General features: G+C 73.1%; 11 protein-coding genes. 5 read left to right on the top strand and 6 right to left on the bottom strand.

Features of this window, described 5'->3' with window-relative positions:
- Window positions 1-31 precede the first annotated feature (31 nt).
- The 3 genes from ABEA87_RS10155 (at window position 32) to ABEA87_RS10145 (ending at window position 5066) form a co-directional block, all read left to right on the top strand.
- A complete protein-coding gene (locus ABEA87_RS10155; RefSeq protein ID WP_345628277.1) occupies window positions 32-763 on the top strand; it encodes an NAD-dependent epimerase/dehydratase family protein in 732 nt (243 codons plus the stop codon).
- A gap of 185 nt (window positions 764-948) precedes the next feature.
- Window positions 949-1389: a PaaI family thioesterase gene (locus ABEA87_RS10150; protein ID WP_345628276.1), complete on the top strand. Its 441-nt coding sequence runs from the start codon at window positions 949-951 to the stop codon at window positions 1387-1389.
- Between the two features lie 287 nt (window positions 1390-1676).
- Window positions 1677-5066: a patatin-like protein gene (locus ABEA87_RS10145; RefSeq protein ID WP_345628275.1), complete on the top strand. Its 3390-nt coding sequence runs from the start codon at window positions 1677-1679 to the stop codon at window positions 5064-5066.
- On the opposite strand, the gene ABEA87_RS10140 is transcribed toward ABEA87_RS10145, so the two are convergent.
- Window positions 5054-5818 (bottom strand): SDR family NAD(P)-dependent oxidoreductase, encoded by a 765-nt coding sequence (locus ABEA87_RS10140; RefSeq protein ID WP_345628274.1) that lies wholly within the window; start codon window positions 5816-5818, stop codon window positions 5054-5056. The two genes, ABEA87_RS10145 and ABEA87_RS10140, sit on opposite strands and share 13 nt — an antisense overlap.
- 381 nt (window positions 5819-6199) lie before the next feature.
- Here ABEA87_RS10140 and ABEA87_RS10135 point away from each other — a divergent pair, with 381 nt between their 5' ends.
- On the top strand, window positions 6200-7402 hold the full coding sequence (locus ABEA87_RS10135) for a dipeptidase (protein WP_345628273.1): 1203 nt from the start codon (window positions 6200-6202) through the stop codon (window positions 7400-7402).
- Between the two features lie 6 nt (window positions 7403-7408).
- A complete protein-coding gene (locus ABEA87_RS10130; RefSeq protein WP_345628272.1) occupies window positions 7409-8137 on the top strand; it encodes a GntR family transcriptional regulator in 729 nt (242 codons plus the stop codon).
- Window positions 8138-8251: 114 nt separating this feature from the next.
- Here the strand turns inward: ABEA87_RS10130 and ABEA87_RS10125 are convergent, their stop codons facing one another.
- The 5 genes from ABEA87_RS10125 to ABEA87_RS10105 form a co-directional block, all read right to left on the bottom strand.
- Entirely contained in the window at window positions 8252-8857 is a 606-nt protein-coding gene (locus ABEA87_RS10125) for a GTP-binding protein (RefSeq protein ID WP_345628271.1), read from the bottom strand.
- A complete protein-coding gene (locus ABEA87_RS10120) occupies window positions 8838-9224 on the bottom strand; it encodes a DUF742 domain-containing protein (RefSeq protein ID WP_345628270.1) in 387 nt (128 codons plus the stop codon). The genes ABEA87_RS10125 and ABEA87_RS10120 overlap by 20 nt, the downstream gene beginning before the upstream one ends.
- Before the next feature lie 9 nt (window positions 9225-9233).
- The gene (locus ABEA87_RS10115; RefSeq protein ID WP_345628904.1) at window positions 9234-9650 is read right to left on the bottom strand and encodes a roadblock/LC7 domain-containing protein; all 417 of its coding nucleotides are present in this window, start codon (window positions 9648-9650) and stop codon (window positions 9234-9236) included.
- A gap of 72 nt (window positions 9651-9722) precedes the next feature.
- Window positions 9723-12812, bottom strand: coding sequence for a sensor histidine kinase (locus ABEA87_RS10110; RefSeq protein ID WP_345628269.1), 3090 nt, complete (start codon window positions 12810-12812; stop codon window positions 9723-9725).
- 221 nt (window positions 12813-13033) lie between these two features.
- On the bottom strand, window positions 13034-14662 hold the full coding sequence (locus ABEA87_RS10105) for a prenyltransferase/squalene oxidase repeat-containing protein (RefSeq protein WP_345628268.1): 1629 nt from the start codon (window positions 14660-14662) through the stop codon (window positions 13034-13036).
- Window positions 14663-14679 lie beyond the last annotated feature (17 nt).

Here is a 14679-nt window from a genome sequence, read left to right as displayed (position 1 = left end):
GCGGCGGCGGTCCGGGTGGGAGGATGCGGCGATGCGCGTACTCGTGGTGGGCGGCTCGGGCTATGTCGGCAACCTCGTCGTGCCGCGGCTCGCCGAGCACCATCTGGTGCGGGTGCTCGATCCGCGCCCACCGGACGCCGCCGTCGAGCACCTGGCCGGCAGCGCCCTGGACTACGACGCGCTCGCCGCCGGCCTGGTTGGGATGGACGCAGTGATCCATGCCGCGATGGGCAGCCACGACTGGGACACGCCCGCCGGTGCCGCGGACAACCTGAGCGTGAACGTCACCTCGGTGCACCTCACCCTGCTGGCCGCGCATCGCGCCGGTGTGCCGCACGCGGTGCACGTCAGCAGCATGTCGGTCTACCAGGATCTGATGGAGCGCCGGCTCTCCGACGAGTCGGTCCCGCCCGACGCCACCGACCCGTACGGGCTGTCCAAGCGGTTGGGCGAGGAGGTGTGCCGGGCGGCCGTGGCGCAGTGGGGCCTGTCGGTGAACATTCTGCGACTGACCTGGCCCACCCCCGACGAATTGTGGCCGGCCTGGGGCGCCCTGGGCGGCAGCGAGCGGCTGCTCGCCGCCGACGGCACGCCGGTGGACGCCACCGCGGCGAGCGATCTGGCGCAGGCCCTGCTCGCCGCCCTGGAGCACCGCGACGGCCTGCAGGTCTTCACCATCTCGGGCGACCGTTCGGCGAAGCTGTGGAGCGTCGAACGGGCCCGCCGGACGCTGGGCTGGGAGCCGACGTTCCCGCGCGGCTGAGCCGGTCGCGGACCGGATGAACTGTCGGGCTCGGCCGTCCGTATGTGTCCGCGGACGGTTCCGGTACCCTCGTTCGAGATATTGGGCGGTGCGCCGGGCGGGACGGGCGGCTTCGCAGGGGCATGATTGCCGCGGCCGAACGCACGCCGTGGATTGACATCTCGCCCCTAAAGGAGGTCACAGCAATGGCGGCACCCCTCCCGATGAGTCGACGTGAGCTGCTCGCCCTCATGCCGTACGCGACCGCTCTCGGCATCGTGCTCGACGAGGCGACTCCGGGGCTCACCCGGGGTTGGGTGGACTGGGCGCCCAACCGGTGCACCGTCGACTCGGCGATGCACGGTGGAGTGCTCATGTCGCTGGCGGATTCGGTGGGGGCGGTCTGCGCGTACCTGAACGTGCCGGTCGGCGCGGGTACCTCGACGGTCGAATCCAAGACCAATTTCTTCCGCGCGCTGCGCGAGGGCAGGCTGCACGCCGCCGCCCGGCCGCTGCACGTGGGCCGGTCCTTCGTGGTCATCCAGACCGACCTCGCCGATGACCACGGGCGGCCGGTCGGCCAGACCACCCAGACCCAGGCGGTCATCGCGCCCAAGGCGCCACCGGCCGACGCCCCGCGCGCCTGAGCGGACCCGCGAGACGCGCTGGTCGCTCAGGCGCTGTTCCCCCGTCGCCGCTCGCGCCCCGTCGCCGCTCGCGCCACGTCGCCGGTGAGCCGGCCGGCGTGCCTGAGCGGGCGCCGTCGTGCCTGAAGCGGGGGCCGTCGTGCCTGGAGCGGGCCATCGTGCCTGAGCGGGCGCGGGTGCGCACACGGTGTCCGTCGACCCACCGTTACTGTCGGTGATCGTATCGACAGTGGGTGGTGAACCAGTGCAGGGTTCACGCATCACCCCATAACGGCACCGGAGATGCCATGTTGGACCCGCGCACACCCGTCGCCCCGCCATCCTCCGCAACGACCGCCACGCGACCCAAACCGGCCGGGCTGGGCCCGGCATCGACGACCACTCAGGAACTGCGGCTGGCGATCGTGCTCACCGGCGGCGTGAGCCTGGCGGTCTGGATGGGCGGCGTGTGCCGCGAGATCGACCTGCTCAACCAGGCCAGCGACCCGGGCGGCCAGGAGCCTGCCGACCGGACCGAGGACGTACGCACCGTCTGCGACCTGTACCGGCGGCTGCTGAACCTGCTCGACGTGCGGGTCAGTCTCGACGTGCTGTCGGGTACCAGTGCCGGCGGGATCAACGCGGCCCTGCTCGGTCTGGCCAACGCGCGACGCCGCGACACCGGCGCCGTGCGCAAGCTGTGGATGGACGCGGGCGCGTTCGACCAGCTGTTGCGCAACCCGCTGCGGCCCGACCCGCCATCACTGCTGAGGGGCGACGAATTCCTGCTGTCCAAGCTGCGCGAGGCCATCGCGATGATCGCCGGCGGGCCGGCGGCCAGCCCGCGCCCCACGCACGTCTTCATCACGACCACCCTGCTGTCGGCCGAGACCAGCCAGTTCACCGACAGCTACGGAACGCTGATCGCGGACGCCGACCACCACGGGCTGTTCCACTTCACCGACGACCTGCTGGGCCCGCGGCCGGCCGACGAGGTGGCGGCGCCGCTCGCGCTCGCCGCCCGCAGCAGCGCGTCGTTCCCGGGCGCCTTTGAACCTGCCTACCTGCCGTTCGGCGCCAAGCTGGACGATGCGCACCCCGACATGGCCAGCTACTCCAACGCCACGGCGCCGCACTGGGCCTCCGACGGCGGGTTGCTGGTCAACCGGCCGATCGCGCCGCTGCTGCAGGAGGTGTTCGATCGGGCCGCGAGCGGCCAGGTGAGGCGGGTCCTGCTCTACATCGTGCCGTCGTCCCGGCCGATCCAGCCGCCCACCCCGGACCGGTTCGACCACCCGCTGAATCTCAGCCAGGCGCTGATGCGGGACCTGAGCGCGACGCTCAACCAGTCGATCGCCGCTGACCTGACCGCGATCCGCGAGCACAACGACCGGGTAGCCGCCGCGGCGGAGACCCGCCTGCGGCTGGCCGCGCTGGGCTCCCGGTTGGACGGGCGGCACGGTGCGCCCGTGCCGCCCGCCGGGGGGCCCGAACCGCATGCCGAACCGGTCGGAACGGTCGGGTCGGGTGAGTCGCCCGCGGGTCCGGGGTCCGCGTCCCTGACCGTGCTCGCCGATCCGGCCGCCTGGCGCGACTATCGGCTCCGGCAGGCGGAGTGGCTGGTCCGCCCGCTGGTCGCCGCGGTGATGCGCGCAATCGCCGCCGACCCCCGGCTGCACTCGCGCTGGCTGGCCACCCTCGGCCCCGGCTCGGACGCCGAGCAGCGACTGCGTGCCGCCGCGGGCGCCGAGGTGGTCCGTAACTGGCCGTCGACGCCGCCGGCCTCGACCGACCAGGTGCTGCGCGCCGCCGCGCGCCTGGGCCGCCCGGCCTACGACGCCGCCAAGGCGACCATCCTGGACATCCTCGCGGCCGGGTACGTGCTGGCCGAGGGCCCCGACAGCCGCGCCCGGCTCGCCGAGTGCAGCGGGCAGGTCCACGACGCGTACACGCCGGCGCCGGAGCCGGACCTACGCGAGCTCGTGGCCGCCGCGCTCGCCACGTCGCCCCAGGGAGAGGCGCTGGAGCTGCCCGTCGCGCGGATCGCCGCCCTGCTCGCGGGGCGGCCCGACGCGGTACCGACCGGTGCCGGGGCCGGGGCCACGGACGGCCCCGGCACCACCGATATCGTCGAGATCCTGATGCCGGCGTGGCAGAAGCTGGCGGCGGCGTTGATCGGCGCGCGAGAGCTGCTCAATGATCTGGCGCCTCGCCGGATCGCCACGACGCCGGAGGCCGGTCCGGAGCCGGACGGGCCGGTGCGGCTGTCGCTGCTGCAGCGCCGGTCCGAGGCGGCCTACCGGGTGCGCACCTACCTGGACTTCCTGTTGGCCCGCGACGTGCCGGTCACCGTGGCCCGGCTGCTCGACCTGCACGTCGCCGAGCGGTCGGTGCTGCCGGTCGGCGTCGAGGTCCAGCAGGCCGTGGAGCTGGTGCAGGTCAGCGCCGACACCCGCAGCCTGCTCGACCCGGGTCGGCGGCAGGCCGAGGACAAGCTCACCGGCATGCAGTTGCACCACTTCGGCGCGTTCTACAAGGGATCCTGGCGCGCCAACGACTGGATGTGGGGCCGGCTCGACGGCGCCGGGTGGCTGATCCACCTGCTGCTCGACCCGCGCCGGATCCTGTCCGTGGCCGAGAGCGCCGGCGTCGAACCGGTCGACCGGGCCGCCTGGTTCCTCGCGCGGCTGGAGGAGATCGTGGGCCCGGTGCCGGAGGCATCCCCGGACGGCTTCCTACCGCCGCGCGGCGCGCTGCTCGCCGAGCTGGCGTTCCTGGGCTCAGACACGATGCCCCTGCCGGCCAGTCTGCCCGAGCTGTCCCAGTGGGTGGCGCTGCACGCCCAGCGGGCCATCGCGGTCGACGAGCTGGCGACGGTCGCCCGGCAGATCCGGGACGCGGGGGACGCCGCACCGAGCAGGGCCGAGCGGGAGTGGCTGGCCGACTACGACGCGACCACCCCCGAGGCGCGGGCGGACGCCGCCGCGGTGGGGGCCCTGCTGGCCAGCTGCCCGGTCCCCGCCCAACGCCTGTCGGAGCGCGACCAGACCAACTCGCCACTGTTCATCCGGACCCTCACCCAGACCGTGGCGGTCACCACCGCCGCCGCCACCGCGATGGCCAACCCGCCGGCGTTCCTGCGCCCCACGTTCGCCGTGGCCCGCTCGATCACCCGCGGCGCGTACGTGGCGACCGACGGGGTGCACGGCGCCCGGGGGAGGGTACTGCTGACCGGGGTCCTGTTGATGGCATTCGGGACGCTGGCCATGGTCACTCACAACCTCGTGCTCGGGGCGTCGGGCCTGGTGCTGGTCGGCGCCGGCACCGTGATGCTGTCCGTCGCGCTGTGGCGGTCGATCCCGACGGTCCTGGCGATGGTCGTGGCCATCGCGTTGCTGCTGGTCGCCGCGGCGCCCTGGCTGCCCTGGCTCGACGTGCGGCTGTTCGACTGGCTGCGCGAGGACCTCGTGCCGTGGATGCATGAGCAGCGCTGGGCGTGGACCGTGCTGTTCCTGCTCGTCCTGCTGCCGCCGCTGGAGGCGCTGATCCGGCTGGCTCCCAGGCGGCTGCGCGGCCGGCGGCTGGTCCGGGCGGTACGGCGGCTGAACTCCCGCGGTGCCCCGCCGCCGGTACCGGCGCCCCGCCGGCCGGACGAGGCACCCGCGACCGGCACGTCGTCCCGGGGTCAGGACGGGTAGAGCCCGCCGTCCAGCGTGATCACCTTGTCGGTCAGGTAGGCGTTGGTCAGCATCGCGACCGCCAGGTCCGCGACCTCCTCGGGGCGGCCGGTGCGGCCGACCGGGATCGGTACCGGCATGGTCCGGCTGCCGGCGGGCTCGCCCGGGAAGAACCTGGTACCGGTGATCAGCGCCGGCGCGATGGTGTTCACCGTGACGCCGTGCGCCGCGACCCGGGCGGCCAGGTGGTGCATCAGACCGTGCAGGCCGGCCTTGCTGGCGGCGTAGTGCGGGCCGACGATGCCGCCGTTGAGCGCGGCGACGGAGGAGACGTACAGCACCCGGCCGAAGTTCCGGCTGATCATCGCGGGCAGGGCCGCCCGGGTCAGCAGCCAGGGCGCCCTGAGGTTGACGGCCATGGTGAGGTCCCAGGTGTCCAGGTCGAGTTCGTCGTCGTCCCAGGCCAGCTGGTGGCCGGTGCCGGCGTTGGCCACGAGCACGTCGAGCGCGCCGAACTCCTCGCGTACCCGCCCCACCAGCTCGGCCGGGGCGGACGGCTCGCTCAGGTCGGCCGGCAGGGCGACGCCGCGCCGGCCCAGCTCGCGGATCTGGGAGGCGGCGGCCTCGGCCTCCTGGCGGTGGCCGTGATAGGTCACGGCGACGTCGGCGCCGGCCTCGGCCAGCCGCAGCGCGGTCGCCGCGCCGATGCCGCCCGACCCGCCGGTCACCAGCGCGGTGCGCCCGCCCATCGACCGGTACTCCGGCTGCGTCATGGTCCCTCCGGTTACGTTCGCCCGGCCGCCGCCGCCCCCTGGCGGCAGGCCACCCCCACAGCCGGCCGCCGCCGTCCACCACAGCGGCGGCCGGTAACCGTGCGGTGTGCCCAGCGCGGCCGGTTTCGAAACCCGCCATCGGGGCGGAAACGCTCCCCACGGCCGGTCGGCCCCGCCGACGGGCCGCGGCACCAGGCGCCGGCCGGGCTGTGATTCCGTGCCCGAGCACTGTGATCCAGGGCTGTGATGCCGGGCACCGGGCCGGTGAGGGGCCGGGGCCGGGGTCGTACTGTGGCCGGGAAGAGGTCAGACCTCTGTCCTCGCCGCCGTGGCGGGGCGTGACGGCTGATCGACGCAGCGTGCTGTAAGGGGAGTCTTCCTTTGTTGCAAGAAACGGCGCCGCGCTACCGCGGCCACAAGTCGTACTCGTACCTGGAACCTCACCGCGACTACCGGATCTTTGAGCTGGCCGACGAGGTCGGCCGGGTGCCCGACTTCGACCTGGGCCTGTCCGACGCCCAGCGGCAGCGGGTCGACCGGCTGCTCGCCGAGAATGTGGCCATCTCGCTGCACGAGCACCCGGTCATCCTGCCCAAGGACGTCTCCGAGCTGCGCGCGTACAACCGCACCGCGCGCCAGCACACCGCGTACGCCGGGCTGGCCCGTTCCGGCCTGGCCGCGGTCTTCGACAACTTCATGGCCGGCGCCTCCTGCGTGACCAGCGAGAACGGCTGGAAGTGGAACGACCTCATCTACGCGCTCGGCATGCGGCTGTCCGACGTGGCCAAGCAGGACTACGTGGTGCTGGCCACCTCGCTCGCTGACATCTACGCGGCCAAGCGCAACGGCCAGCTGGCCCTCGTGGCCGGCCTGGAGTGCTGCACGCCGATCGAGAACGAGCTGGACCGCATCGACATCCTGTACGGCTTCGGCGTCCGCCAGCTCGGCATCGCCTACAGCCAGTCGAACATGCTCGGCGGCGGCCTGTCCGAGTACGCCGACGGCGGCCTGACCCACCTGGGCCGGCGCGCGGTGGACCGGATGAACCGGCTCGGCATCGCCATCGACATCTCGCACTCCGGCGACCGCACCAGCCTGGAGGTCATCGAGGCCAGCCAGGTGCCGGTGTTCATCACGCACGCCGGGGCCCGCGCGGTGTGGAACACGCCGCGGATGAAGCCGGACGAGGTGATCCGCGCCTGCGCCGAGCGCGGGGGAGTCATCGGCATCGAGGCCGCGCCGCACACCACGCTGTCCGAGGCCCACCCGAGCCACTCGCTGGACTCGGTGATGGACCACTTCACGTACCTGGTCGACCTGGTCGGCATCGACCACGTGTCGTTCGGACCGGACACCATGTTCGGTGACCACGTCGGGGTGCACCAGACCTACGCCAACAACTACGCGCACGACGCGCGGCCGGTACCGGACCACCCTCGGGTACCGTACGTAGCCGGCATGGAGAATCCGGCCGAGGCAATCAACAGCGTGGCCGGCTGGCTGGTCGCCCACGACTACTCGGACGACGAGATCGTCAAGGTGATCGGCGGCAACACGATCCGGGTACTCGAACAGGTCTGGTGAGGACGCATGGCTCGGCGGGAGACCGCGCAGGACGGCGCGCAGGCGCGACTACGCGAGCTGATCGCCGCCGAGCTGCGGCCGGGTGACCGGCTGCCCAACGAACGGGAGCTGGCGGCCCGGCTCGCGGTGAGCCGGGCCACCATGCGCGAGGCGATCGGGGCGCTGGTGGCGGCCGGCGAGGTCTTGCGTACCTGGGGCGTGGGAACCTTCGTGCGCGAACCACCCGCCGGGGTACCGGTGTCCCTCGGCGAGGTGATCGCGCTCCGCGACAAGATCAGCGCGACCGGGCACCGGCCGGCCCTGCACGACGCCTCGGTCGGCCGGGTGCCCTGCCCCGACGACTGCGCCGAGGCGCTGGGCTGCCCGCCGGGCGCACCGATGTGGCGGGTGGACCGGCTCTTCGCCGTGGACGGCGTACCGGCGGCGTGGATCCGCGACCACCTGCCGCTGTCCGTGGCCGGCCGCGACCTCGACCCGTCCTCCCTGGTCAGCATCGAGGTCGACCTCCTGGAGTTCCTCGCCCGGGTGACCGGCGTGCCGGTGCGGCGCACCGACATCGACATGGCGGCGGTGCTGGCCGAGGGCGACGCGGTCGACCGCCTGGCGGTGCCGGCCGGGCATCCGCTGATGAGCGCGGTCCAACTCGGCGTGGGCGAGGGGAACCTCCCGCTGTTCCACGGGCACATCCTGGTCCGCACCGACGTGCTGACGCTGCGGATCACCCGGCGCGGCTGACCGCGGGCTTCGGGCCGGCGCGGCTGGACGTGGGCCGCGGGCTTCGGGCCGGCGCGGCTGACCGCGCGCCGCGGGCTCGGGCCGGCCGCGGGCTGGCGTGCCGACCGGCCAGCCTCAGTGCGCCGGGGCGGCCAGTTCCCGGGCCCGGCCGCCGCGCATCACGTGCTCCATCAGCGCGATGAGCACCTCCTTGCCGGACTCCCGCCGCCGCGCGTCGCACAGCAGCACCGGCACGTCCGGGTCGAGGTCCAGCGCCTGCCGCACCTCCTCCGGCTGGTACTGCCGGGCGTCGTCGAAACAGTTGACCGCCACGATGAACGGGGTGTCCCGGCGCTCGAAGTAGTCCACCGACGGGAAGCACGCGGCCAGCCGCCGGGTGTCGGCGAGCACCACCGCGCCGAGGGCGCCGAGGGCCAGCTCGTCCCAGACGAACCAGAACCGGTCCTGCCCCGGCGTGCCGAACAGGTACACGACCAGCTTGTCGTTGATGGTGATCCGGCCGAAGTCCATGGCCACCGTGGTGGTCGACTTGGCCTCCACGCCCGACAGGTCGTCCACCCCGACGCTCTCGTCGGTGAGGTACTCCTCGGTGCGCAGCGGCCGGATCTCGCTCACCGCCCCGACCAGCGTCGTCTTGCCCGCGCCGAACCCTCCCGCGACCAGTATCTTCAGGGCGGTGGGCAGGTCGTCGGCGGACGGATCAAAGTGCCCGTAGTCCATTGATTACCGCCTTGAATATGTCATCGGTGGGCATGTCGGCCGGGGGTTGCGGTACCCGCACGAAGACCAGCTCACGGTCCAGCAGGTCGCTCAGCAGCACGCGGATGATGCCGATCGGCAGGTCGAGATGCGCCGCTATCTCCGCCACCGACAGCGGTCGCTGGCACAGCCGGAGGATCGCCAGGTGCTCCGGGCCGAGCCCGACGTCGCTGACGGTGGTGTGTCGCATCGCCACCACGAGCGCGATCAGATCGAATTCGCCGGTCGCCCGGGTCCGGCCGGACGTCATGGCGTACGGCCGGACCACCGGCCCGGCCGCGTCGTCGAACCAGACGTTTTCGTCTCGGTGCTCATCACTGCGCGGCATGGCCCGGCATCATTCGTCTGGGCGGGCGGATGCCCGGGCCGGAGAGGTCAGGTACTGGCCGACCCTGGTGACGAGCATCGCCATCTCGTAGGCGATGAGACCCACGTCGGCGTCCTCGTCGGCCAGCACGGCGAGGCAGGCACCGGTGCCCGCGGCGGTGACGAACAAAAAGTTGGTCTCCATCTCCACGATGGTCTGCCGCACGGCGCCGCCGCCGAAGTGCCGGCCGGCGCCCCGTGCCAGGCTCTGAAATCCGGCCGCGACGGCGGAGAGGTGCTCGCCGTCCTCCCGGCTCAACCCGCTGGATGAGGAAATCAGCAGGCCGTCGGCGGATAGCACGACGGCGTGCCTCGCCTGCGCCACCCGCTCGACGAGATCATCGACCAGCCAGGTGAGGTCACCGGCCGACGTTGTCTTCTGCACCACAGTCATCCTCTTTCTAGCGCTGCCCCGGGTCGTTGGCGCGAACCGGGGCCGGCATACGGGTTTTCGGCTGGCTCACGACTGCTGATCGCCGGCCGGCTCCGTCGGCGGCCGTGGCGGGGCCGGCGTCCCCGGCGCGGGTGCGTGGCCGCCGGGTGATTCGGGCGGCCGGCGGCTCGCGCGGTCGACGGCGGGTTGCCCGGTCGGAGCGCCGGTCGAGTCGGTAGAGCCGATCGAACCCTTGGGCCCGGCCTCGCCGCCAGGGCTGGCCTCGTCCCTAGGGCTGGCATCGTCCCTAGGGCTGGGCTCGCCACTGGGCCCGGTGGAGCCGATGGGTCCGGTGGGGTCGGTGGGTCCGGTGGAGTCGCTGGGTCCGGTCGAATCGGTGAGGCCGGCTGGATCGGGCCCGGCTGGGTCGGGGCGGGTTGGACCGGGGCCGGCCGGATCGGTTGGGCTCACCTCGCTCGCCGCAGCGCGGCCCCGCCGGGTACCGGACTGGTAAGAGGACATCATCCGGCGGATCTCCTCCGGCCGTCGGGCCGGCTGCGCCGGCCGGTCGGCGTCCGGCTTGTCGGTCGGCGGCTCCCCGCGCAGCGGCGCGGCGAGGTTGGCCTGCCTGCGCCGGAAGGGCAGGCCGGCGGCGGTGAGGACGACCGGCTCGTCGGACTCGGGCCGGGGCTGCACCGTGGCGTTCCGGCGCGGCAACCGCTCGGCCCCCTGCGCCGGGGGACTCACGGTCGGTCTCGTCGGGCTCGTCGGGCTTGCCTGGTTCGGCGCGCTCGCTTGGTTCGGCGCGCTCAGCTGGCCGGTCGGGCCCATCGTGCCGGCGGGGCCGATCGGCTGCATGGGGATCTCCTCCGTCACGGCGGAATGCACGCCTGCCGGGTCGGTGCCAGCCCGATCCGTGCCAGCCCGCGCGCCCGTCGCCGCGCCGGCCGTGCCAGTCGCCTCCGGGCGGCTCGACGGCCGCACCGCGGTCGGCTCGGCCACCCGCTGCCCGCCCTGCCGGTCCGCCGCCGGGGTGGCGTGCGGCCGGGGGCCGGGCGCCGCGCCGTTCAGCTGCCCGTCGGGCCCCGCCGTGGGGCGCGGGCCCGAGCCGGTGGGGGTCGGGCGCGGTGCCGGGCTGGTCGGTGCCGGGCTGGTTGATGCCGAGTTGCTTGGTGCCGGATTGCTCGGTGCCGGGCTGGTCGGTGCCGGTGCGATGCCGGCGGTACCGTCCGGTCCCGGCGTCCCCGGCCGCTCGCCGCCCGGGGTGCGTCCCGCTCGGCGGCGCACCGCCGCGTCCTGCGGGTCGACCACCAGGCTGGTCGGGATGAGCACGATCGCGGTGGTGCCCCCGTATGGCGACTCCCGCAGCCGTACCTTGACGCCGTGCCGCTCGGCGAGCCGGCCGACCACGTACAGGCCCAGCTGCGCGGTGCTCGACAGGTTGAACTCCGGCGGCTCGGCCAGCTGCTCGTTGGCGCTGACCAGGTCGGACTCGGACATGCCCAGGCCGCGGTCCTCGATCTCCACGGCGAAGCCGTTGGCCACCAGCGCGCCGCCGACCTGGACGTTGGTGTACGGCGGGGAGAACGACACCGCGTTCTCGATCAGCTCGGCGAGCAGGTGGATGACGTCGCCGACGGCCCGACCCGCCAGCGCCGCCGACTCGATCGGCAACACGCTGACCCGGGAATACTCCTCCACCTCGGCCACCGCGCCGCGGATCACGTCCACCATCGGCACCGGGTTGCGCCAGCCGCGCCCGGCCACCGATCCGGACAGCACGATCAGGTTCTCCGCGTTGCGTCGCATGCGGGTCGCCAGGTGGTCGATCCGGAAGATCTCGTCGAGCTCCTCGGCGTCGTGGTCCCGGCGCTCCATGGTGTCCAGCAGCTGCAGCTGCCGGTGCACCAGCGCCTGGCTGCGCCGGGCCAGGCTCAGGAACACATCCCGGACGCCGCGGCGCAGCTCGGCCTGCTCGACGGCGACCCGGACCGCGGTCTCCTGTACCGCGTTGAACGCCTGCCCGAGCTGGCCGATCTCGTCGTTGCCGAACTCCAACGGCGGTGCCTCGGCCGCGACGTCGACCTCGTCGCCGTGCTGCAGCCGGGCCACCACCGCGGGCAGGCGCCGTTCGGCCAGCTCGCGGGCGGCGGTGCGCAACCGCTCCAGCTGCCGGACCAGGTCCCGGGCGGTGGTGACGGACACGATGATGGACGCGATGACGGCGAGCAGGCCGAGGCCGCCGGCCAGGAACAGCCGGACGAGCACCCAGATGGCCGCCGGCTCGGCATCGTGCACGGCCTCGTTGGCGCCGTCGATGACCAGGCCGCTCAGCGCCTCGTTGACCGGGTTGATCGCATCCTGCCAGGCGACCGCGGTCACCGGGGGCGTCTGCCCGGCCCGGGCCTCGGTGCGCAGGTGGTTCTCCACGTCGGTGAACCGCGCGTAGTCCGTACCGGTGACCATCCGCTGGTACTTGGCGTGCAGCGCGGTCGGCAGTGCGGCCTCGGCCTGCGCGTACAGGTACTGCTGCAGGCCGACGAGCTGCACGTACTGCTGCAGTTCGACGGGGGTGAACCGGCCGGCCGACAGGGCGCCGGCGACCAGTGTGTCCTCCTGTGACAGCACCTCGCGGGCCTGGTCGAGGGCGACGAGGGTGCTCGCCTCCTTGGCGATGTCCTGGCTGGAAAAGGAGGTCAGCGAGCCATAGACGCGGAACTGTACGTCGATGACGTTGGTGTACACGGTCGCCGCCTGGCTCCGGTCGGTCCGCAGCCCGTCGACCTGGCCACGGATCTGGCCGATGCCGGCGAGGCTCGTGATCGCCTGGCCGATCCGGGCTTCCAGCTCGTCGCTCGCGGCCCAGTGCACGTCCCGACCGTCGGTGGATTCGCGGAACCGCTTGAGCGCCTCGTCCGTGCGGGCTCGCTGCGCCACCAGCGCCTGGTGCTGTGCCTGGTCGTGAGTGGCGAGGTAAACCACGGACAGCCGGCGCTCCTGCTGGAGATCTTCGACCAACGAGGTGTTCGGCTTACCGATCTTCTCGTTCATGGTGTTGACCCAGAGCAGGTTCAGGCCGTCGCGCACTGTCACGAACGCCGCGAACACCCAGAGCGCGGCGAGCGACAGCAGCAGGGCCAGAACCTTGGTGCGCACGTGCAAGCTGCGGGATTTCATCGACGCATCCCCGGCCAGGCTAGAGGGGTTAGTTTCCAGGACCACCCGTCCGCTGTCGGAGGATCACGCGGACAAGACCAACACCGCCACCCGTCGGCGTCCGGGCACCCGGGCACGGTAGCAGCGTCCGGGGCGTCTCTCAAGGCGCGAGGAAGCGACGCGGGGCCGGCGCGCGAACCCCGTGTCCATTGCCGTCAACCGATGAACGGAAGGCGGTTGGATCAGCCCTCGCCGGCCACGGCCGGGTTGCCCGAAGCAAGCGCGAGCGCGGCGAGCACGCCGCCGCGGACCACCGCGGCGGGCAGGTAGAGATCTTTGTCATGCCACAGCGGTGGGTCGGCCCGCTGGCCGTACGTCGCGCGCAGATACCGGTACCCGCGGGCCGCCTGGGCATCGCCGCGACCGGGTGCGGCCACCAGCAACACCTGCAGCGCGTACCCGGTCTCCTCGGCGGTGGCGCCCCACCGGCCCCAGCCGCCGCCACTGTCCTGAGTGGACATTACGAAGTCGATCGCCCGATCCACCGCGGCCGTGCCGGCCCGGCCGCCGTACCGGTGCAGCGCCAGCGCGCAGCAGGCGGTGGCGTAGTACGGGGAGGCGTGCCACTTGTCCGACCAGCTGCCGTCCGGCCGCTGCCGCTGGCTGAGCCAGTCCGCGACGGATCGTACGGCGGCGGTGTAACGTTCGGGCGCCGTCACGCGATGCGTCAGGTGATGTCCAAGGGTCTCCAGCACGTGCGCGTTCGCGGTGGGCGAGGTGGTGCGCTCCCCGGGCCACACGCAAAAATGATCGTCTGCCTGGAAGTTCCACAGGCAGTCGACGTCCGGCCGTCGCCCGAGTTGGGCGAGTGTCAGCAGCACGACGGACGTGGTGTCGGCGTCTGGCGGCAGGCCCGTGCCGCCAGACGCGCCGGCCGGGCCGAGAGCGGCCGACAGCTCGTCGAGCAGCCGGCCGGTGGTGGCGGCGTCCAGTCCGGCCGGATTCAGCCCGGCATGGTGCAGCCCGGACAGCACCCAGGAACGTTCGAACATGGTGATCGGAATGACGCTGGGCACCGGCCCACCGTGTGTGGCCACAACGGTTTCCAGGTAGTTCATGCCGGCCGGGTCGCGCCGTTCGGCTGCCAGCCACGCGGCGGTGGCGGCGGGTGAGGCTCCGACGGTTCCGGTGTGGCCGACCCGTACCCGGCCGGCGCCGCCGAGAATCTCCAGCGAATGCAACAACTTGAGCGGTACGTCGGTGGGGCCGGCAAGCCGCGCCCGCAGCCCGGCGAGCAGCGAGGCGTCGACGCCCGGCGGCAACGGCAGCCGCGCGCGACCACGCCAGGCGGCCAGTCCCGGCGGCGTCGGGTCGGGCAGCCGGTCGAGGTGCTCGTTCAGGGCGGCGGTCAGGGCCGGCACGATCAGCTCGATGGCCGGGGTGTCCGGCAGCGCGTCACCGCCCAAAGTGGACAGTAGTCGGTGGCAGGCATCGAGTCCCTTGTGGACGGATGTGACCAGCCGATCGGTCGGCGTACCGCGTTGCGGCTCGCCGATCAGGATGCCGAGCAGCGCCTCCGTCGCGCTCAGCGTGGGTACCAGCGCGTAGCCGTCCGGGCCGGGCCACGCTCCGTCGGAGCCCTGGGTGCCACACAGGAACTCCACCCGCTCCGGATGCCCGGCCAGCCACGGTGCCAGGGCGACCAGTCGGCCCGTCTCGTACACCGACGGGGAGATCTGCCCCCACGGCGCGGCCAGCAGCCCGGTCAGCAGCTCGCGAGCCTCGGCGGACACGTCGAGCGGCCCGGATGGCTTGTTTCGCAACGCCTCCGAGTCGGCGGCGGACCGGGCGGTCGCGGGTGTATAGATCACGTTAGCCTCCGGGGGTC

This window comes from Rugosimonospora acidiphila, from assembly GCF_039543385.1.
GTDB classification, from domain to species: Bacteria; Actinomycetota; Actinomycetes; order Mycobacteriales; family Micromonosporaceae; genus Rugosimonospora; species Rugosimonospora acidiphila.
This window is presented reverse-complemented; position numbering and strand designations above follow the sequence as displayed.

Excerpts from the sequence above, each read along its gene's own strand:
- ABEA87_RS10155 (WP_345628277.1), top strand. The coding sequence starts at position 32 with ATGCGCGTACTCGTGGTGGGCGGCTCGGGCTATGTCGGCAACCTCGTC.
- ABEA87_RS10150 (WP_345628276.1), top strand. The coding sequence starts at position 949 with ATGGCGGCACCCCTCCCGATGAGTCGACGTGAGCTGCTCGCCCTCATG.
- ABEA87_RS10145 (WP_345628275.1), top strand. The coding sequence starts at position 1,677 with ATGTTGGACCCGCGCACACCCGTCGCCCCGCCATCCTCCGCAACGACC.
- ABEA87_RS10140 (WP_345628274.1), bottom strand. The coding sequence starts at position 5,818 with ATGACGCAGCCGGAGTACCGGTCGATGGGCGGGCGCACCGCGCTGGTG.
- ABEA87_RS10130 (WP_345628272.1), top strand. The coding sequence starts at position 7,409 with ATGGCTCGGCGGGAGACCGCGCAGGACGGCGCGCAGGCGCGACTACGC.
- ABEA87_RS10125 (WP_345628271.1), bottom strand. The coding sequence starts at position 8,857 with ATGGACTACGGGCACTTTGATCCGTCCGCCGACGACCTGCCCACCGCC.
- ABEA87_RS10120 (WP_345628270.1), bottom strand. The coding sequence starts at position 9,224 with ATGCCGCGCAGTGATGAGCACCGAGACGAAAACGTCTGGTTCGACGAC.
- ABEA87_RS10110 (WP_345628269.1), bottom strand. The coding sequence starts at position 12,812 with ATGAAATCCCGCAGCTTGCACGTGCGCACCAAGGTTCTGGCCCTGCTG.